The 19,460-nt window shown below is 60.8% G+C and carries 16 protein-coding genes and 1 pseudogene; 8 read left to right on the top strand and 9 right to left on the bottom strand.

All coding sequences use genetic code 11. The annotated features are described in order from the left end of the window. The first annotated feature begins 81 nt into the window (after window positions 1-81). Window positions 82-1,512 (top strand): exodeoxyribonuclease I, encoded by a 1,431-nt coding sequence (gene sbcB, locus AB4N53_RS13495; RefSeq protein WP_460121040.1) that lies wholly within the window; start codon window positions 82-84, stop codon window positions 1,510-1,512. Between the two features lie 97 nt (window positions 1,513-1,609). Here the strand turns inward: sbcB and mvaT are convergent, their stop codons facing one another. Continuing rightward, the gene (gene mvaT, locus AB4N53_RS13490) at window positions 1,610-1,987 is read right to left on the bottom strand and encodes a histone-like nucleoid-structuring protein MvaT (RefSeq protein ID WP_016773476.1); all 378 of its coding nucleotides are present in this window, start codon (window positions 1,985-1,987) and stop codon (window positions 1,610-1,612) included. Between the two features lie 336 nt (window positions 1,988-2,323). Between mvaT and purU the strand changes: the two genes are divergently transcribed. Both purU and AB4N53_RS13480 read left to right on the top strand, forming a co-directional pair. Next, window positions 2,324-3,172 (top strand): formyltetrahydrofolate deformylase, encoded by an 849-nt coding sequence (purU, locus tag AB4N53_RS13485; protein ID WP_016773477.1) that lies wholly within the window; start codon window positions 2,324-2,326, stop codon window positions 3,170-3,172. Window positions 3,173-3,253: 81 nt separating this feature from the next. Continuing rightward, window positions 3,254-3,430, top strand: a complete 177-nt coding sequence (locus AB4N53_RS13480; protein ID WP_460121037.1) for a hypothetical protein — start codon at window positions 3,254-3,256, stop codon at window positions 3,428-3,430. Here the strand turns inward: AB4N53_RS13480 and AB4N53_RS13475 are convergent. The 5 genes and pseudogenes from AB4N53_RS13475 to AB4N53_RS13455 all read right to left on the bottom strand — a co-directional run. Next, window positions 3,414-4,412 (bottom strand): lysylphosphatidylglycerol synthase transmembrane domain-containing protein, encoded by a 999-nt coding sequence (locus AB4N53_RS13475; RefSeq protein ID WP_460121034.1) that lies wholly within the window; start codon window positions 4,410-4,412, stop codon window positions 3,414-3,416. The two genes, AB4N53_RS13480 and AB4N53_RS13475, sit on opposite strands and share 17 nt — an antisense overlap. Further along, the gene (locus AB4N53_RS13470; protein WP_460121032.1) at window positions 4,409-5,167 is read right to left on the bottom strand and encodes a DUF2334 domain-containing protein; all 759 of its coding nucleotides are present in this window, start codon (window positions 5,165-5,167) and stop codon (window positions 4,409-4,411) included. Before AB4N53_RS13470 ends, AB4N53_RS13475 begins: the two co-directional genes overlap by 4 nt. Window positions 5,168-5,171: 4 nt before the next feature. Then, window positions 5,172-6,263, bottom strand: coding sequence for a glycosyltransferase family 4 protein (locus AB4N53_RS13465; RefSeq protein WP_460125454.1), 1,092 nt, complete (start codon window positions 6,261-6,263; stop codon window positions 5,172-5,174). A 195-nt stretch (window positions 6,264-6,458) separates the two neighbouring features. Beyond that, a complete protein-coding gene (locus AB4N53_RS13460) occupies window positions 6,459-7,223 on the bottom strand; it encodes a methyl-accepting chemotaxis protein (protein WP_425375757.1) in 765 nt (254 codons plus the stop codon). A 141-nt stretch (window positions 7,224-7,364) separates the two neighbouring features. Further along, window positions 7,365-8,204 (bottom strand): annotated as a pseudogene (locus AB4N53_RS13455) (HAMP domain-containing protein); the annotation flags it as partial. A 330-nt stretch (window positions 8,205-8,534) separates the two neighbouring features. Between AB4N53_RS13455 and AB4N53_RS13450 the strand changes: the two are divergent. Next, window positions 8,535-10,022 (top strand): helicase HerA-like domain-containing protein, encoded by a 1,488-nt coding sequence (locus tag AB4N53_RS13450; RefSeq protein ID WP_460121030.1) that lies wholly within the window; start codon window positions 8,535-8,537, stop codon window positions 10,020-10,022. Window positions 10,023-10,112: 90 nt separating this feature from the next. Here AB4N53_RS13450 and AB4N53_RS13445 read toward each other — a convergent pair whose 3' ends face one another. Next, the gene (locus tag AB4N53_RS13445; RefSeq protein ID WP_460121028.1) at window positions 10,113-10,568 is read right to left on the bottom strand and encodes a DUF721 domain-containing protein; all 456 of its coding nucleotides are present in this window, start codon (window positions 10,566-10,568) and stop codon (window positions 10,113-10,115) included. 308 nt (window positions 10,569-10,876) lie between these two features. On the opposite strand from AB4N53_RS13445, the gene secA reads away from it, so the two are divergent. The 4 genes from secA (at window position 10,877) to AB4N53_RS13425 (ending at window position 16,693) form a co-directional block, all read left to right on the top strand. Continuing rightward, window positions 10,877-13,618, top strand: a complete 2,742-nt coding sequence (gene secA / locus AB4N53_RS13440; protein WP_460121026.1) for a preprotein translocase subunit SecA — start codon at window positions 10,877-10,879, stop codon at window positions 13,616-13,618. A 121-nt stretch (window positions 13,619-13,739) separates the two neighbouring features. After that, the gene (gene argJ / locus AB4N53_RS13435) at window positions 13,740-14,957 is read left to right on the top strand and encodes a bifunctional glutamate N-acetyltransferase/amino-acid acetyltransferase ArgJ (protein WP_460121024.1); all 1,218 of its coding nucleotides are present in this window, start codon (window positions 13,740-13,742) and stop codon (window positions 14,955-14,957) included. A 159-nt stretch (window positions 14,958-15,116) separates the two neighbouring features. Beyond that, window positions 15,117-15,749, top strand: coding sequence for a glutathione S-transferase family protein (locus tag AB4N53_RS13430; protein WP_460121022.1), 633 nt, complete (start codon window positions 15,117-15,119; stop codon window positions 15,747-15,749). Next, window positions 15,746-16,693, top strand: a complete 948-nt coding sequence (locus tag AB4N53_RS13425) for a Nudix family hydrolase (RefSeq protein WP_460121020.1) — start codon at window positions 15,746-15,748, stop codon at window positions 16,691-16,693. The genes AB4N53_RS13430 and AB4N53_RS13425 overlap by 4 nt, the downstream gene beginning before the upstream one ends. Before the next feature lie 113 nt (window positions 16,694-16,806). Here AB4N53_RS13425 and AB4N53_RS13420 read toward each other — a convergent pair whose 3' ends face one another. Both AB4N53_RS13420 and AB4N53_RS13415 read right to left on the bottom strand, forming a co-directional pair. Beyond that, window positions 16,807-17,391: a cob(I)yrinic acid a,c-diamide adenosyltransferase gene (locus AB4N53_RS13420; protein ID WP_460121018.1), complete on the bottom strand. Its 585-nt coding sequence runs from the start codon at window positions 17,389-17,391 to the stop codon at window positions 16,807-16,809. Window positions 17,392-17,394: 3 nt separating this feature from the next. Then, window positions 17,395-19,431, bottom strand: a complete 2,037-nt coding sequence (locus AB4N53_RS13415) for a sensor histidine kinase (protein ID WP_460121016.1) — start codon at window positions 19,429-19,431, stop codon at window positions 17,395-17,397. Window positions 19,432-19,460: the final 29 nt, after the last annotated feature.

Genomic DNA, 19,460 nt, shown 5'->3' with positions numbered 1-19,460 from the left:
TTGCCGTTCCAGGGCTACGAGGCTGGCCGTGTTAACCCTGAAACGCCTAGACTTCGCCGATCTACTGTTCAGGATTCGCCCGTGACTTCAATCTTCTGGTACGACTACGAAACCACTGGCATCAATCCGCGCAACGACCGTCCGCTGCAAGTGGCCGGGATCCGCACCGACCATGCGCTCAACGAAATCGACGAGCCGGTCAATCTCTACTGCCAGCCCAGCGAAGACATCCTGCCGCACCCGGCGGCGTGTGCTATCACTGGCATCACTCCCGGTCAGCTCGCTGAAAAAGGCCTGAGCGAAGCCGATTTCATGACTCGCGTACATGCGCAATTGGCCGCGCCGGGCACCTGTGGCGCCGGTTACAACACCTTGCGTTTCGACGATGAGATGACCCGCTACAGCCTGTATCGCAACTTCTTCGACCCCTATGCGCGGGAATGGCAGGGTGGCAACAGTCGCTGGGATCTGATTGATGTGGTGCGCGCCGCCTATGCACTGCGTCCTGATGGGCTGGTCTGGCCGACCGATGATGAAGGCCGCGTGACTTTAAAGCTTGAACGCCTCACTGCCGCCAACCATATCGATCACGGCCATGCCCACGAGGCGCTATCGGATGTGCGCGCCACCATTGCGTTGGCGCGGCTGATTCGCGAGAAACAACCCAAGCTCTACGAGTGGCTGTTCCAGTTGCGCAGTAAACAGAAAGTGATGGATCAGATCCGCCTGTTGCAGCCACTGGTACATGTGTCCGGGCGGTTCTCGGCGGCACGCAGTTATGTCGGCGTGGTGTTGCCGCTGGCCTGGCACCCGAAGAATCGCAACGCCTTGATCGTCTGTGATCTGCATCTGGACCCGCAGGGGTTGCTCGACCTGGATGCGCAAGCCCTGCGTCAGCGTCTTTATACCCGCCGCGATGAGCTGGCCGAAGGTGAGTTACCGGTACCGCTCAAGCTGATTCATATCAATCGTTGCCCGGTAGTGGCGCCGTTGGCGGTACTGCGCGCACAAGATCAGCAGCGCCTTGGGCTGGACATGGCGCTTTATCAGCAACGGGCAGTGCGACTAACTGACGCACAACAAGTCTGGAAAGATAAAGTCGCGGCGATTTATGCCAGCGAAGATTTCACTCCCAGCGAAGATCCCGAGCAGCAGTTGTACGACGGATTTATCGGTGATCGTGATCGGCGTCTATGCGAACAAGTTCGAACGGCTGATCCTCTGCAATTGGCGCAAGAGCAGTGGCCTTTCGATGATGAACGTTTGCCTGAATTACTTTTTCGATATCGAGCACGCAACTTTCCCGACACCCTGGATGTTGCCGAGCAGGAACGCTGGAGATTGTTTTGTCAGCAGCGTCTGACGCAACCCGAGGCAGGCGCGCCGAATACCGTGCAGTCATTTATAGAAGCTGCCGAGCAATGGTCGCTTAGTGCGACGCCAATCCAGCGCGAGGTACTCAATGACTGGCAGAACTATGTCCAGGCATTACGCAAACGTTTGAATCTTTGAAATCGAACATACCCGGAATTAATTTGCGGGCATAAAAAAACGCCAGCGCAAGCTGGCGTTCTTTTGTTCGCGGATCGCTCTGCGAAGGCGTCGCGGCTTAGCCCAGCAGGGTCGCCCAGCCTTCAACCACGTCACCGCCCCACTTGGCTTTCCACTCTTTCAGAGTCTTGTGGTTGCCACCTTTGGTTTCGATGACTTCACCGTTGTGCGGGTTTTTGTATTGCTTAACTTTGCGTGCACGCTTGGTGCCGGTAGTTTTTACTGCGCCGCCACGTGGAGCCTTGGATTTGGCTTCCGGATCCAGCAGCGCGATGATGTCACGCAGCGACTTGGAGTATTCGCCCATCAGCGTGCGCAGTTTGCCTTCGAATTCCAGTTCAGCTTGCAGTTTGTCGTCTTCGGACAGGTTCTTCAGACGGGCTTGCAGCTCTTTGATGGCTTCTTCGGTGGCGCGATATTCGTTGATCAAGGACATGAGTACTACCTTTTGTAGAATGCTGAATGACAGGGGACAGTGCCGCAATAATAGTCAGGCTGTTTCATCAAGTAAACATTTAGATCGGCTTTTTATTTAAATGAGTTACAGGAATTAGCCGTGAATTGAATGTTCAGTTAAATAATGTGATGCAGTCAGCACAGATATTTACAGTTGTCTGACAAAAGTCTCGCGAAAGCGTCACGGTCTTGACGAATACCTGCGTCAGGAAGTCGTTTCGCCTAGCTTCGTTGCGCCCGGCGCGCATGCGTACTGCAGTTTTTCTGCACAGTCGCTAGAATGGCGGCCTTTGTGAAGTTCTGGAGTTTCCCCCTCATGCGCACTTTTCGGCTGGTGATATCTTGCCCGGACCGCGTTGGCATCGTTGCCAAAGTCAGTAATTTTCTGGCCTCTCATAACGGCTGGATCACCGAAGCGAGCCACCACTCTGACAATCAAGTGGGCTGGTTCTTCATGCGTCACGAAATCCGTGCCGATTCGCTGCCGTTCGGTATTGAAGAGTTGCGCGAGAAGTTCGCACCGATCGCCGAAGAGTTCTCGATGGACTGGCGCATCACTGATACCGAGCAGAAAAAACGCGTGGTGCTAATGGCCAGCCGCGAATCCCACTGCCTGGCCGACCTGCTGCACCGCTGGCACAGCGACGAACTGGACTGCGAAATCTCCTGTGTGATTTCCAACCACGACGACCTGCGCAGCATGGTCGAATGGCACGGCATCCCGTACTACCATGTGCCGGTCAATCCACAGGACAAGCAGCCAGCGTTCGACGAAGTGTCGCGCCTGGTCAAGCAACACGATGCCGAAGTGGTGGTGCTGGCGCGCTACATGCAGATCCTGCCGCCGGACATGTGCCGCGAATACGCACACAAGGTCATCAACATTCACCACAGCTTCCTGCCTTCGTTCGTCGGCGCCAAGCCGTATCACCAGGCGTCCCTGCGTGGCGTCAAGCTGATCGGCGCGACCTGCCACTACGTGACCGAAGAGCTGGACGCCGGTCCGATCATCGAGCAGGACGTGGTACGAGTCAGCCACAGCGACAGCATCGAAGACATGGTGCGTTTCGGCCGTGACGTCGAGAAGATGGTGCTGGCCCGTGGCCTTCGTTATCACCTGGAAGACCGCGTGCTCGTGCACGGCAACAAGACGGTTGTGTTCTGATCGAGCACTGCATGCTTGAAAATCCAGGGGCCTGGGCGTTGAATCGCTCAGGCCCTTGTCATTTGAGCCCGAGGAAAAGCCATGAACGATCTACTGGACAAAGCCACTTCAAAAGCGCCCGCCACCCTCGGCGAGGGTTGCCTGAGTCGTTACGACCCGGATGACATGAGCCCCGAGGACGGCACCGAATTCCCCGGCGCCGCCGAGTTGTGGGAGCAGCTGCAGCAAGAGCAGGACGAACCTAAGAAGCCTGCCTGACGTTCATCAACTTCTTCAGCAACGGCTTGCCCAGCATCAACACGAACACCGGGCCGCCAACCAGCAGATAGAAGTAATACGTCACCACACGCCAGATCAGGATCGCCGCCGCTGCGGTGGATTTGCCCACCATTGGCGCCAGCAGCGCTGCAGAAGTCAATTCTGCTGCCCCCGCACCGCCGGGCAACAGGCTGAATTGACCGGCGCCCAGCGATAGCATTTGCACCAGAAAACTCCACGCCCACTGCAAGTCGGCGCCGAGCCCGCGTAGCGCCAGATACAGCACGCTATAGCGCAACAACCAGTGCACGCAGGTCAGGGCGAACACCTGGACAAGCGTCTGCCAAGGCAGCTTCAAGGTATCGGTAAACGCCGCGAGAAAATGCAGCAACTTGCGCGCCCAGCGTCGACGCGTACGCGCTGTGACGTTCATCCCCGCCAACAGCCGCCCGCTCAAACGGATCAGGGCACGGTGATAGCGCGCAATCAACACGCAACTGCACAAGCCGCCGAACAGCGACACCGCGCTGACTGTCAGCAGCCATTCGAGCCGATCGCTCAGGTGCTGGAACAGCGCGTAAATCAGAATTGCGCTCAGCGCACAGAGAAAGAACAGCAGATCACTGAGCTGATCCATGGCAAACACCGCACTGCCTCGCGCCGGACGTACTCCGCAGCGCGCCAGCAACGCCATGATCGTCAGCGGCCCGCCACTGCCGCCGGGCGTGGCGCAATAAGCGAACTCTGCCGCCATCACCACACCGAGGCTCTTCAAGGGGGCGACCTTGTCACGCTGGTCGCCGAGCAACAAACGCAGGCGCAGGGTATTGATCCCCCAGCACAGCAGAATCATGCCGAACATGATCAACAGCCAGTTCAGCGGAAAACTGCGCAGGCGCGACCAGGTTTCGCCGCCGCCGAGCAGCACCGGAATCATCACCGCCGCGAGCAGGCCGATCAGCAACAACAGGCTGCGCTTCATGCTGCGCGTTCCAGCTGACCGTGTTGGCGGGCAAGCCAGTCGATCTTGGTCAGCGGCACGCGTCCGTCTGCCAGCAGGCGTTGTAAGGTGTGTAGCCAGTAATCACGAGAAAAGCGGTGGCGCATGTCCACCGGATGCAGTCCCAGGCGAATCACCGGTGCCTCGCGCCAGCGCTGTTCACGCTGGTCGCTGAGGATTTTCGACAAGCCGCGACGCCAGGCACTGCGCGCACTCCACACCAGCCCCGGTGCATCTATGGCGCTGAAGTCGGGCAAGCGATAAAGATGCTGCGGATCGCTGGTGTAGCTGAGCGGTAATTCGCGCAAGGCGTGGCGGGTGCCGTCGCTCATCAGCCAGGCCGGGGCGACGAAACCCTGCACCGGCCAGTCGTAGCGCTGAAACATGTCCAGACCCGCGTGCAGGCGGGCCAGGGCTGCTTCGCGGGACAGACGGTAGAACTCGCCTTCATGGGTGTAGACCCGGCGCATGAACCAGTCGCGCGGGTTGTGCGACATGGGTTCCTGATCGTCGTGGTAATAACCGTGCAGTGCCAGTTCATCGCCACGAGCGACCCGGGCATCGAGCACTCGGCGAAACGCAGGGTTGGCGTCGAGCGCATCGTGGCGGTGGAAGTCCGGCACCACCAGCCACGTCATCGGCACATCACCCAAGGCATCGACAGCCTCGACGAAGGGCTGGTAATCCGCCCACGTCGAGGGCGCCACATCATGCAACACCAGACATACGGCTTTCATGTGTTCAACCATTGGCCACCCGTGGCAGCGTATGGCCGAGCACGGCGTGATAGTGGCTGAGCAGGCTGTCGACCACGGTGTCCCAGGCATAATGCCGTTCGACGTGCTGGCGCGCCTGTTGACCGAGGCGGACGCAGCCGCGACTGAACAGCTCGCGCACGGCATTGGCCATGGCTTGCGGGTTATTCGGTGCACAGAGCAGACCGCAGGAGTCGTTGACGATTTCTTCAAACGCCCCGGCCGCCACCGCCACCACGGGAATGCCGCAGGCCATGGCCTCAAGGATGACCAGCCCGAATGTCTCCTGGTCGCCGGCATGCACCAGTGCGTCGGCGCTGGCCATCAGCCGCGCGACTTTCGGCGCCGGGCAGAATTCGTCGATGACGCTGACGTTATCCGGTACCGCAGCGGGCATTGAGGAGCCGACCAATAGCAAGTGATAACGCGGGCCGAGACGCTGCATGCACTTGAGCAACACCGGCAGGTTTTTCTCCTTGGAACCGCGCCCGGCGAAGATCAGCAGGCGGGTGTCTTCGGCAATCCCCAGTTCGGCGCGCAGGCCGGGATCGCGCGCATCGGGGTGAAAAGTGTGCAGATCCACGCCCAGCGGTTGCACATGAACATTGCGTACGCCGAGCCCGGTGAGCTTGTCAGCCATTACCTGACTTGGCGCGAGAACGCGGTCGAAATTGCCATAGAGACGAGTGACGTAAGCCTCGACATTCGGCGTGACCCAATGGCCCATGCGATTGCCCACCAGCAGCGGCAGATCCGAGTGATAAAAGCCGATCACCGGCACATCCAGTTGCCGCCGCGCATCCAGCGCCGCCCATGCGGTGAGGTAGGGATCGCCAACTTCGATCAGATCCGGCTGCAAATCCTGCAGGACGTTGCGCCAGGGCGCCAGGCGCAGGGGGAAGCGATAGCCTTTGCCGAAAGGCAGGGCAGGCGCTGGAACCGTGTAGATGTCGTCATGTTCACCCAGTCGCGCGCCGGGGATCAGCAGGCTATGACGAATACCGCTGCGGTCGCCGAGGCGACGGTGTTTGGCATCCAGATAAGTACGCACGCCTCCGCTGGCCGGGGCGTAGAACATGGTGATGTCGGCGATATGCACGGTGAGCAACCCTCCGCTGCGTTGTTCTCCCTTGGTTGACCGTTATCCAGAATAGATGTTCGGTCGGGATCGCGCGGTGCAGGGCACATGCAAAAAGATCGCAGCCTTCGGCAGCTCCTACAATTGGAATGCGTTTCCCCTGTAGGAGCTGCCGAAGGCTGCGATCTTTTGCTCTTAAATCCTGAAGCTGCCCACCAGTTGCTTGAGACGCGAAGCCTGCTGCTCCAGATCCGAGCACGCGCGCAAGGTCGCCTGCAGGTTCTCCACGCCTTCCTGGTTCAGCGTATTGATCTCAGTAATATCGACGTTGATCGACTCGACCACCGCAGTCTGCTCTTCAGTCGCGGTCGCCACCGACTGGTTCATCCCGTCGATCTCACCGATGCGCAAGGTCACGCTGTTCAGGCGTTCGCCGGCAAGGTTGGCGATCTCCACGCTGTCCTGACTGTGGCGCTGGCTGTCGCTCATGGTGCTCACCGATTCCCGGGCGCCGACTTGCAGCTCCTCGATCATGGTCTGCACCTGTTGCGCCGATTCCTGAGTGCGGTGCGCGAGATTGCGCACTTCGTCGGCCACCACAGCAAAACCACGACCGGCCTCACCGGCGCGCGCTGCTTCGATCGCGGCGTTCAGCGCCAACAGGTTGGTCTGCTGGGAAATGCTGGTGATCACTTCGAGAATCTGGCCGATGTTGACAGTCTTGCTGTTCAGCGACTCGATGTTGGTGCTGGACGCGCTGAGCATGCTCGACAGTTGATTCATCGCCTTGATGCTGCGCTCGACCACTTGCTGGCCATCCTCGGCCAGACCCCGGGCGTCGCTGGCCTGATTCGATGCTTGCGCGGCGTTGCGGGCGATTTCCTGGGCGGCGGCGCCGAGCTGATTGATCGCGGCGGCGACGCTGCTGGTGCGCGACGCTTGCTGATCGGAGTTGTACATCGACGAGTTCGACGCAGCGACCACGCGCAGGGCTACTTCGTTGACCTGGCCGGTGGCCGAGGACACTTCGCGGATCGAACCGTGAATGCGCTCGACGAAGCGGTTGAACGCGGTGCCGAGGATGCCGAATTCATCGTTATTGACGATGTTCAGGCGTTTGGTCAGGTCGCCTTCGCCGTCGGCGATGTCTTCCATGGCGCGGGTCATCACGTGCAGCGGCTGGATCAGCAGGCGAATGAGCATGCCGAGCAGGGCAATGATGATCGCCACGGCAATAATGGTCGCGATCACCGCCGAGGTGCGGAATTCGCTGAGCATCGCGTAGGCCTGGTCTTTATCGATCGACAGGCCGATGTACCAGTTCACCGACGGCAGGCCTTTGATCGGGGCGAAAGTGACGATGCGGGTTTTGCCATCAACCGTCACTTCGCTGAAATCGCTGCTGATGCGCGGGGTGTCCTGCGGATAGGCTTCCTTGAGCGACTTCATCACCAGAGCCTTGTCCGGGTGGACGAGGATCTTGCCGTCGGCGCTGACCAGAAACACGTAGCCCATGCCGTCGAAATCCCGTGCGGCGAGGGTATCGATCAGCGACTGCAGGCTCAGGTCGCCGCCGACCACGCCAACGCTCTGCCAGGCCTTTTTCGACGCGGTGGCGATGGAGATGATCAACTGGCCGGTGGCCGCATCGATGTAGGGTTCGGTCAGGGTCGACGTGCTGCTGCTTTCGGCGCCTTTATACCAAGGGCGCACGCGCGGATCGAAACCGTCCGGCATCTTCACGTCCGGGCGGATGGTGAAATGCCCGGTGGCATCGCCCAGGTAGGTGGCCATGAACGTCGAGGTCAGGCTTTTCTGTTCGAGCAGGCTGGCGACCGTGGCAGGTTCCGGATTGATGGCGATGTTCTGCGCGGCGTTCTCGATCAGCAGGATGCGCCCGCTGAGCCAGGTCTGGATATTGCCGGCGGTGACCTCGCCCATCTCGTTGAGGTAATTGTTCAGGTCATCGCGGATCGCATTGCGCTGCAGCCAATCGTTGTACAACGTGAACGAGGCGAAAGCGGCAATGACGATGAGGGCGGCGGCAAGCAAAATCTTATGGCTGAAGCGCAGGTTTTTGTTCATGGCTTGGGGTTCCGCTAAGGTCTTAATGTCCTGGGCGTGCTTTGATAGAGACGCGCACTATGGGCAAGGTTGAAAAACTGAAATTTCCGGCTCTCCTTAGGGAAATGTCCGACCCGATTTTCTGACGGGCCTGTCCAATTGATGTATCGGCCATGTGTCATCAAAGATTAACCATTGGGTGAGAAAATGCCTGACTCTTCGCAACTCGTTATCGGCGCTGATCCGGCCGCGCAACCCATCGCTCAGGCCATGCGCCTGGCCAACCGCCACGGGCTGATTGCCGGCGCCACCGGCACCGGTAAGACCGTGACATTGCAGCGTCTGGCCGAAGCGTTCAGCGACGCCGGTGTGGCGGTGTTCGCCGCCGACATCAAGGGCGACCTCTGCGGGCTCGGCGCCGCTGGCAACCCGCAGGGCAAAGTGGCCGAGCGCATCGCCGGCATGCCCTGGCTCGGTCACACGCCGCAGGCTTATCCCGTGACGCTGTGGGACATCCACGGTGAATCCGGTCATCCGCTGCGCACCACCCTGAGCGAAATGGGGCCGCTGCTGATCGGCAGCCTGCTGGAGCTGACCGACAGCCAGCAGTCGGCGCTGTACGCGGCTTTCAAAGTGGCGGATCGCGAAGGCTTGCTGTTGCTGGATCTCAAGGATCTGAAAGCGCTGCTCAATCACCTCAAGGACAATCCGCAGCTGCTGGGCGAAGATGCGGCACTGATGACCACCGGTTCCAGCCAGGCGCTGCTGCGCCGTTTGGCGACGCTGGAACAGCAGGGCGCCGAAGCCCTGTTCGGCGAGCCGGCGCTGCAACTTGAAGACATCCTGCAACCGGGCGCCGATGGCCGTGGACGCATCCATCTGCTCGACGCCAGTCGGCTGGTGCACGAAGCGCCGAAGGTTTACGCAACGTTCCTGCTGTGGTTGCTGGCCGAGTTGTTCGAGCAACTGCCCGAGCGCGGCGATGCTGACAAGCCGCTGCTGGCGCTGTTTTTCGATGAGGCGCACTTGCTCTTCGGCGATACGCCCAAGGCTCTGCAAGAAAGGCTTGAGCAGGTGGTGCGCCTGATCCGTTCCAAGGGTGTTGGCGTTTACTTCGTCACCCAATCGCCAGCGGATCTGCCGGATGACGTGCTGGCGCAGTTGGGCTTGCGCATTCAACATGGCCTGCGCGCGTTCACCGCGAAAGAGCAGAAATCCCTGCGCGCCGTGGCCGATGGTTTTCGGCCGAATCCGGCATTCGACAGCCTGTCGGTGCTGACCGAACTGGGGATTGGCGAGGCGCTGGTGGGCACGCTGACCGAGAAGGGCACGCCGGAAATGGTCCAGCGCGTGCTGGTGGCTCCGCCGCAATCGCGGATCGGCCCGCTGACTGAAACCGAGCGCACCGTGCTGATCGCTGGCTCGCCGTTCAAGGGCCGTTATGACAAGCCGATCGATCGTGAGTCGGCCTATGAGATTTTGATGGGACGCAAAGGGCTGGCGCCCGAGGCTGAAACATCAGAGGGCAAACCGGCGGCCGAAGAGCCGAGCCTGGCTGATCGCGCGGGAGAATTCCTCGGCACGGCGGCAGGGCAGGCGCTGAAATCAGCCATGCGCCAGGCGGCCAATAACCTTGGCAAGCAGTTGGTACGCGGGTTGATGGGGTCTCTGCTCGGAGGCAGCAAGCGCCGCTAAAAGCAAAGATCGCAGCCTTCGGCAGCTCCTACAGTTGAAATGCATTCATTCTGTAGGAGCTGCCGAAGGCTGCGATCTTTTGATTTTGCTTCAGGCTTTCCCCTTGGCATGCGCCGCCAGCCGCTCCAGCGCCGCGCGCAGTCCCGGATCGCTGATCCCGTCGGCCGTCGACTGAATCGTCTCCGCCGCACTGCTCGACAAATCCATCGTGTGCCCAGTTGCCCGATGCTGCACGATCGGCGGGCGTACGCTGAATTTGATCCGGGTCAGGTTGGCGAACTCTTCGAACAGCTGCAACTGCCGTTGCAGGCGTTTTTGCTGGTAGCGCAGGCGCGTTGCCCAATGGCCGTCAGTGACCACCAGCGACAGTTCGCCCTCACGCCACTTGGCCACCCGGCAATGTTCACGGGCGGCCGGTTGCAGCTGGCTTTCGAGCAGACGCTGCAAATGCTCCAGGCGCTGGGCATGGCCGAGGATGGCTTTCAGCGGTTTGGCTTCGCGTAGCAGAACGGCGGGGGCTCTGGCCGTGAGAGGGCGAAACGCCATGATTAAACACCTGAAGTCACAGAGGCGCCATGTTAGCAGAAAGCTGTGGAACCTCTGGCCCATTGCTTTTGTCCCTGCTTTGCTCATTAAATCAACGCCTGACTTCTTTCCCTCGACGGGTTGAAGTTGAGCAAAACGCCCCTATTTTAAGTGAGCCCCGTCAAAGCGCAGTGCCAGCATCGTGGAACATCGCCACTTTCCTCACCACCGTTTCCGGGTAGAATGCTCGTTCGCATGCGGCCATGAGGGCTGCACGGGCGACTCACGGGGCCGCCCTCCATCCCTTTAGTGTGGAAGATCCTGCCGATATGTTTGCGCCTTTGTTAAAGAAACTTTTTGGAAGCAAGAACGAGCGTGAAGTCAAACGCATGCTCAAGACGGTGCAGCTCGTCAATGCCTTCGAAGAGCAAATGGTGGCCCTTTCGGACGATCAATTGCGCGCCAAGACCGCCGAGTTCAAGGCCCGTATCGCCAAAGGGGAAACCCTCGACAAGCTGTTGCCGGAAGCCTTTGCCGTAGCCCGCGAGGCCGGCAAGCGCGTGATGGGCATGCGCCACTTCGACGTGCAACTCGTCGGCGGCATGACCCTGCACGAAGGCAAGATTGCCGAAATGCGCACCGGTGAGGGCAAGACCCTCGTCGCCACCCTGGGTGTTTACCTCAACGCACTGTCCGGCAAGGGCGTGCACGTTGTGACCGTGAACGATTACCTGGCCCGCCGCGACGCCAACTGGATGCGCCCGCTGTATGAATTCCTCGGCCTGACCGTCGGCGTCGTGACGCCGTTCCAGCCGCCGGAAGAGAAGCGTGCCGCCTACGCCGCCGACATCACCTACGGCACCAACAACGAATTCGGTTTCGACTACCTGCGCGACAACATGGCGTTCAGCATGGATGAAAAATTCCAGCGCGAACTCAACTTTGCCGTGATCGACGAAGTCGACTCCATCCTCATCGACGAAGCGCGTACCCCGCTGATCATTTCCGGTCAGGCCGAGGACAGCTCCAAGCTGTACACCGAGATCAACAAACTGATCCCGCAGCTGGAACTTCACGTCGAGGAAGTCGAAGGCCAGGTCACCAAGGCCGGCCACTACACCGTTGACGAAAAGACCCGTCAGGTCGAACTCAACGAAGCCGGTCACCAGTTCATCGAAGAAATGCTCACCCGCGTCGGCCTGCTGGCCGAAGGCGAGAGCCTGTACTCGGCGCATAACCTTGGCCTGCTGACTCACGTCTACGCCGGTCTGCGTGCGCACAAGCTGTTCAACCGCAACATCGAATACATCGTTCAGGACGGCCAGGTCGTACTGGTCGACGAACACACCGGTCGTACCATGCCGGGCCGTCGTCTGTCCGAGGGCCTGCACCAGGCTATCGAAGCCAAGGAAGGTCTGAACATTCAGGCCGAGAGCCAGACCCTGGCCTCGACCACCTTCCAGAACTACTTCCGTCTGTACACCAAGCTGTCCGGCATGACCGGTACCGCCGACACCGAAGCGTTCGAATTCCACCAGATCTACGGTCTGGAAGTCATGGTCATTCCGCCGAACAAGCCGTTGGCGCGTAAAGACTACAACGACCTGGTGTTCCTCACCGCCGAAGAGAAATACGCGGCGATCGTGGCCGACATCAAGGAAAGCATGGCCGCCGGTCGTCCGGTGCTGGTGGGTACCGCGACCATCGAGACCTCCGAGCACATGTCTGAATTGCTCGTCAAAGAAGGCATCGAACACAAGGTTCTCAACGCCAAGTTCCACGAAAAAGAAGCTGAAATCATCGCTCAGGCCGGTCGTCCGGGTGCGCTGACCATCGCCACCAACATGGCCGGTCGTGGTACCGACATCCTCTTGGGCGGCAACTGGGAAGTGGAAGTCGCTTCGCTGGAGAACCCGACTCCTGAGCAGATCGCCCAGATCAAGGCCGACTGGCAGAAGCGTCACCAGCAAGTGCTGGAATCCGGGGGCTTGCAGGTGATCGCTTCCGAGCGTCACGAATCGCGCCGTATCGACAACCAGCTGCGTGGCCGTGCCGGCCGCCAGGGCGATGCCGGTTCGAGCCGCTTCTACCTGTCGCTGGAAGACAGCCTGATGCGCATCTTCGCCTCTGACCGGGTGAAGAACTTCATGAAAGCCCTGGGCATGCAGCCGGGCGAAGCGATCGAGCACCGCATGGTGACCAACGCGATCGAAAAGGCGCAGCGCAAGGTTGAAGGCCGCAACTTCGACATCCGCAAGCAACTGCTCGAGTTCGACGACGTCAACAACGAACAGCGTAAAGTGATCTATCACATGCGTAACACGTTGCTGGCCGCTGACAACATCGGTGAGACCATCGCCGATTTCCGTCAGGACGTGCTCAACGCTACCGTCAGCGCGCACATTCCGCCGCAATCGCTGCCAGAGCAGTGGGACGTGGCCGGTCTGGAAGCGTCGATCGAAAGCGATTTCGGCGTGAAGCTGCCGATCCAGCAATGGCTCGACGAAGACGATCACCTGTACGAAGAAACCCTGCGCGAGAAGCTCATGACCGAGCTGATGGCGGCGTACAACGAGAAAGAAGACCAGGCCGGTGCCGAGGCGCTGCGCTCGTTCGAGAAGCAGATCGTCCTGCGCGTGCTGGACGACCTGTGGAAAGACCACCTGTCGACCATGGATCACCTGCGTCACGGCATTCACCTGCGTGGCTATGCACAGAAGAACCCGAAGCAGGAATACAAGCGCGAGTCGTTCACGCTGTTCTCCGAACTGCTCGATTCGATCAAGCGCGACTCGATCCGCGTGCTCTCGCACGTTCAGGTTCGTCGCGAAGATCCGGAAGCCGAAGAGCAACGCCTGCGTCAGGAAGCCGAAGCACTGGCTGCGCGCATGCAGTTCGAACACGCCGAAGCGCCGGGGCTGGATCAGCCGGAAGCGCTGGGTGAAGACGTCGATGTGGCACTGGCCACCGCCGCTGCCCCGGTGCGCAACGAGCAGAAGCTGGGCCGCAACGAACTGTGCTACTGCGGTTCGGGCAAGAAATACAAGCATTGCCACGGGCAGATCCAGTAAAACCCGTTTCAATCGCTGAACACCCCGCGCCGCGACCGGCTCCTGCCGTCGCGGCGTTTTGCCATTTATCCCACCGTCCTTTCCCGTGGCGGTGCTGACATCATTAGTAAGGAGCGCATTCATGGCTGTTGGTCTTGGTCCTTTGCCAACGTTGCACCCGGTTGCCGGTTTTGAACTCGGTATCGCCTCGGCCGGCATCAAGCGCCCGGGGCGCAAGGATGTAGTGGTGATGCGCTGTGCTGAAGGTTCGACCGTGGCTGGCGTGTTCACCCTGAACGCGTTCTGCGCCGCGCCGGTGATCCTGGCAAAAAAACGCGTACACAATGCCGTGCGTTATTTGCTGACCAACACCGGCAATGCCAACGCCGGCACCGGCGAACCGGGTCTGGCCGCCGCCGAGCGCACCACTGCCAAACTCGCTGAGCTGACCGGCGTCGATGCCAGCCAGATTCTGCCGTACTCCACTGGCGTGATCGGCGAGCCGCTGCCGGTCGAGAAGATCGAAGGCGCACTGCAAGCCGCGCTGGACGACCTGTCCGAGAACAACTGGGAAGCCGCAGCCACCGGGATCATGACCACCGACACTCTGCCGAAGGGCGCCAGCCGCCAGTTCGAGCATGACGGCGTGACCATTACTGTTACCGGCATCAGCAAAGGCGCCGGCATGATTCGCCCGAACATGGCGACCATGCTTGGCTACATCGCCACCGATGCCAAAGTCTCCCGCGAGGTGCTGCACAACCTGATGCTCGACGGCGCCAACAAGTCGTTCAACCGCATCACCATCGACGGCGACACCTCGACCAACGACTGCTGCATGCTGATCGCCACCGGCAAAGCCGCGTTGCCGGAAATCACCCGCGCTGAAGGCGAGCTGTTCGGCAAGCTGAAGCAGGCGGTGTTCGAAGTGTGCATGGACGTCGCCCAGGCCATCGTGCGCGACGGCGAAGGCGCAACCAAGTTTGTTACCGTCGAAGTGAATGGCGGCGGCAATCATCAGGAATGCCTGGACGTCGGTTACACCGTGGCGCACTCGCCGCTGATCAAGACCGCGCTGTTCGCCTCCGACCCGAACTGGGGCCGGATCCTCGCCGCCGTTGGCCGTGCCGGTGTGGCGGACCTGGACGTGAGCAAGATCGACGTGTTCCTCGGTGACGTGTGCATTGCCAGCCGTGGCGCCCGCGCCGCGACCTACACTGAAGCCCAGGGCTCGGCGGTGATGCAGCAGGAAGAAATCACCATCCGCATCGAACTGGGGCGCGGTGATTGCAGCGAAACCATCTGGACCACCGACCTGTCGCATGAGTACGTGAAGATCAACGCTGAATACCGTACTTGACCTGATCCGGGACCGAGCCGCTCCATTCGCGAGCAGGCTCGCTCCCACAGGGTATTCTCGCTGCAGTTCGGTTTTCTGTGGGAGCGAGCCTGCTCGCGAAAACGGCGATCCGGACACAACCCATTCAGAAGCATTCCTCTGACGAAAAGGCGCCACACCATGTCCCTGCACCTGATCATCGGCGACAAACTGCTTTCCTCCTGGTCCCTGCGCGCGGCGCTGGCGCTGGAGCTGACCGGCGCGCCCTACAGCGAAGAGCTGATCAGGCTCGGCAAGCCCGACACCCGCGAGCGCCTGCTCAAGCATTCGCCGACCGGCAAAGTACCGCTGCTGCAAACCACCCGTGGCACCATCGCCGATTCGCTGGCCATCGCTGAATACCTCGCCGAGCAGTTTCCGTCCGAGCAACTCTGGCCGAGCGATACCTTCGCTCGCGCCCAGGCCCGCTCGGCCTGCGCACAAATGCACAGCGGCTTCTTCGCGATGCGTAACCACATGCCGTTCAACCTGAGCCAGGACGCACCGCTGAACCCGGTGCCGCCGGAAGTGAAGGTCGATATTGAGCGCATGCTCGCGCTATGGGCCGAATGCCGCGCGGCAGCGACGGAAGAGGGGCCTTACCTGTTCGGTCGTGTCAGTCTCGCCGATGCCTTTTTCGCGCCGATCGCCGTGCGCCTGCGCACCTATCAGGTGAAGCTGCCGACAGTCGACGAAGCTTATGTTGAAACCGTCTACCAATGGCCCGCCTTCAAAGCGTGGCAAAAGGCTGGACTGGAGGAATTGACCCCGTGAAACGCGTCCACGTCGCCGCTGCCGTCATTCGTGACGGCGCCGGCAAAATCCTTATCGCCCGCCGTGCCGACACTCAGCATCAGGGCGGCTTGTGGGAATTTCCCGGTGGCAAGGTCGAGGCTGACGAGTCGGTCGAATCGGCACTCGCTCGCGAGCTGCATGAAGAGCTGGGCATCGTCGTTGATGCTGCCCGTCCGCTGATCAAAATTCGCCACGATTACCCGGACAAACAGGTGTTGCTGGATGTCTGGGAAGTCTCGGCGTTCAGCGGCGAGCCCCACGGTGCGGAAGGCCAGCCGCTGGCTTGGGTCACTGCCAGGGAGTTGATCAACTACGAGTTCCCGGCGGCCAATCAGCCGATCGTCGCGGCAGCGCGTTTGCCTGCCGAATACCTGATCACTCCGGAAGATCTGGAAGGCCCGGCCTTGTTGCGCGGCATCCAGACGGCGATTGCTGGCGGCATCAAACTGATCCAGCTGCGCGCACCGAACGGCTACGACCCGAAATACCGCGATCTGGCGGTGGATGCGGTGGGCCTGTGCGCCGGCAAGGCGCAGTTGATGATCAAAGGGCCCTTCGAATGGCTCGGCGATTTCCCGTCAGCCGGTTGGCACATCACCGCTGCGCAACTGCGTAAATACGCAGCGGCAGGACGTCCGTTGCCGGCCGAGCGCTGGCTCGCGGCATCCTGCCATAACGCCGAAGAGCTGGCGCTGGCCGAGCAGATGGGCGTCGACTTTGTCACCCTGTCACCGGTGCAGCCGACGCTGACGCACCCGGATGCGCAGCCGTTGGGGTGGGAGCAGGCACAGGCATTGATCGACGATTTCAGCAAACCGGTGTTTCTGCTCGGTGGAGTAGGGCCGGCGGAGCGCGAGAAAGCCTGGCGTGCTGGGGCTCAGGGTGTGGCGGGAATTCGGGCGTTCTGGCCGGATCCAGTGTAAGGGTTACCGACCTCTTCGCGAGCAGGCTCGCTCCCACAGTGGATTGCATTTCTCCAGTCAGAATGCAGTCAAATGTGGGAGCGAACCTGCTCGCGAAGGCGCCCTGACAGGCGCTACTTTCCTTCAGGTTTAGCAGCCGGCTGCCACAAAATCTCCGCCACTCCCTGCCGCCGCGCAATCAACCGCGCCACAACAAACAGCAAATCCGACAGCCGATTGATATACGCCAGGCCAACCCCGGCCAATGGCTCGACCGAGTTCAAATGCTGACAGCGCCGCTCGGCACTGCGCGCCAGGCTACGGCAGACATGTGCCTGCGCAATCAGCATCGAACCACCCGGCAAGATGAAGTTCTCCAGCGGCCCCAGCTCTTCATTCCACACATCGATCGCCGCTTCCAGTCGCTCGATTTCGGCCTCATTCAGCGCCTGATATTCAGGCATCGCCAATTCGCCGCCGAGGTCGAACAGGCGATGCTGACACGGCGCCAACACTTCGAAGATTTCATTCAGTCCCGGGTGCACTTCACGCTCGGCGAGCAAACCGGCGAGCAGCACGCCGACCTGACTGTTCAGCGTATCGACCTCACCGATCGCCTCGATGCGCGGGTGATCCTTGGGAACGCGGCGGCCATCACCGAGGCCGGTTTCGCCTTTGTCGCCGGTGCGGGTGTAGATCTTCGACAAGCGAAAGCCCATGGGTTACCTCGGTAGTGAATTGGTTTCGGTGGTCAACGGCGCAGGTTGCGCCAGCGGCAGACGCAGGGTGAAGCAAGTGCCCTGGCCGGGCGCCGACTGCACTTCCATCTGGCCCTTGTGATTGTTGGTGATGATGAAGTACGACACCGACAGACCAAGCCCCGTGCCCTGGCCGATTTCCTTGGTGGTGAAGAACGGCTCGAAGGTACGCTTGCGCACGTTCTCGCTCATGCCGATGCCATTGTCCTCGACCTGGATCTCGGCCCACGGCGGATTGAGCCGGGTGCGCAGAATGATCCGGCCCGGCTCGCTGTCGTCTTCGCGCTGATGAATCGCCTGCGCGGCGTTTTTCAGCAGATTGAGCAGCACCTGTTCCAGCTCATTGGCGGTGCCCGGCACCGGACCCAAGGCCGGGTCGAACTGGCGGATAATCGCCTGGCCCTTGAAGTCGAAACCGATGGCCAGATCGAAGTCGTTGCCGGCGATTTCCACGGCTTGATCGATCAGCGCCGGCAGATCGCACGGCGCCATTTGTCGGGTGCTGCGGCGGCTGAAGCTGAGCATGTGCGTGACGATTTTTGCCGCACGGGCGCCGGCCTGTTGAATGCCGTCGAGCAATTGCGGGACTTCGCGGCCTTGCAGGTAGCGGTTCACCGTGTCCAGTTCGATGCCCAGTTGCTCGGCGGTCTCGATGTTCTTCGGCAGATCCGCCGACAGACGCCGCCGGATGTTCTGCACGTTGTGCAGGATCGCACCGAGCGGGTTGTTGATTTCGTGGGCCATGCCGGCGGCGAGGCCACCGACCGAGAGCATTTTTTCCGACTGCACCATCATCTCTTCCAGCGACAGACGCTGAGTGATGTCGTCGATGCGGATCACCACGCCGCGCCCGGCACCGCCCATCAGCGGATAAAAAGTCAGTGCGTAGTGTTTGGGTTCATCGTCCTTGAACCAGGTCACCCGGTCGACCTTGGCCACGGTGTGCTGTTCGACGGTGGCCTTGAGCTGCGGCAAAAACGGTTTCAGCGGTTCGAAGGCGAGGAAGATCGGTTGGTTCAGCGCCTCGTCCAGACGCGTGCCGGAGAGCGCGCTGGCTTCCTGGTTCCACTGGGTGACGTAAAGCTGCTCGTCGAGGGCGATCAGCGCCGACGGCATCGAGTCGATGATGCTATTGAGGTAATTCTGGAAGCCGGTGAGTTTCTTCTCGATCTTGCTGCGCACCTGGACTTCCAGCTCCAGTTTGCGGTTGGTGTGGCGGGTTTCCTCGGCCAGCCCCTGGGCCTGATCGTAGGCGGCCTGCGAGTCGTCGCGGGCGCGTTTGAGCTGCTGCTCGCGAGCTTCGATGCGCGAAAGCATGGTGTTGAAGGCCTCGGCCAGACTGCCGATTTCGTCATGGTTACCGCGTGCGGCGCGCAGCGCGTAGTTTTCTTCGCGGGTGACCTGCCGGGACAATTCCTCAAGCTGATGAATGGGGCGGGTGATCAGACGTTTGATCTGCCGGGCAATCACCAGCCACAACAAAACGCTGAAAATCAGGATGCCGAGGCTGGCGGTCAGCGTGCCGGTGTAGAACGCCATCGGCAGCTCGCTACTGGCTACCAGCAACAGATGCCCCGGCGCAGCACCGGGACGGGGCAGGGTGATCAGTTGATTGCTGCGAAACTCGGTGAGTTGCCAGGCTTCGACATGCCGATAGCGCTCCGGCAAGTGAAGTTTGTCGCCGCGCTGCACCTGCGCCAGACGTTCACCCTTGCCGTCGTACAGGGCGGCGGCGCGCAGCGGTGAATAACTGTCGAGCTCCTTGAGCAGGCGCTCGGCGCTGCGCGGCGACTCCAGCGCATCGCTGACCAAACTCGGATTGGCTATCAGCCGGCCGATGGTCTGCAAGGCTTGTGGCGCCATGCTTTCCTGAGAAATGTAGTAGGCGGCGCTGATAAAGGTCAGGTTGGCGACCAGCAGAACCGTGGTCAACAACACCAGCAGGGCGGCCAGCAGTTTCTGGCCGACCGGCAGGTTTTCGAGGCGCTGGCGCAATGGCATCAGGTTTATCGCAGCAGGGGAACAAGTCG

The organism is Pseudomonas sp. H3_E04, from assembly GCF_054668915.1.
The sequence above is the reverse complement of the archived record's forward strand: the minus strand, read 5'-3'. Positions and strand labels throughout refer to the sequence as shown.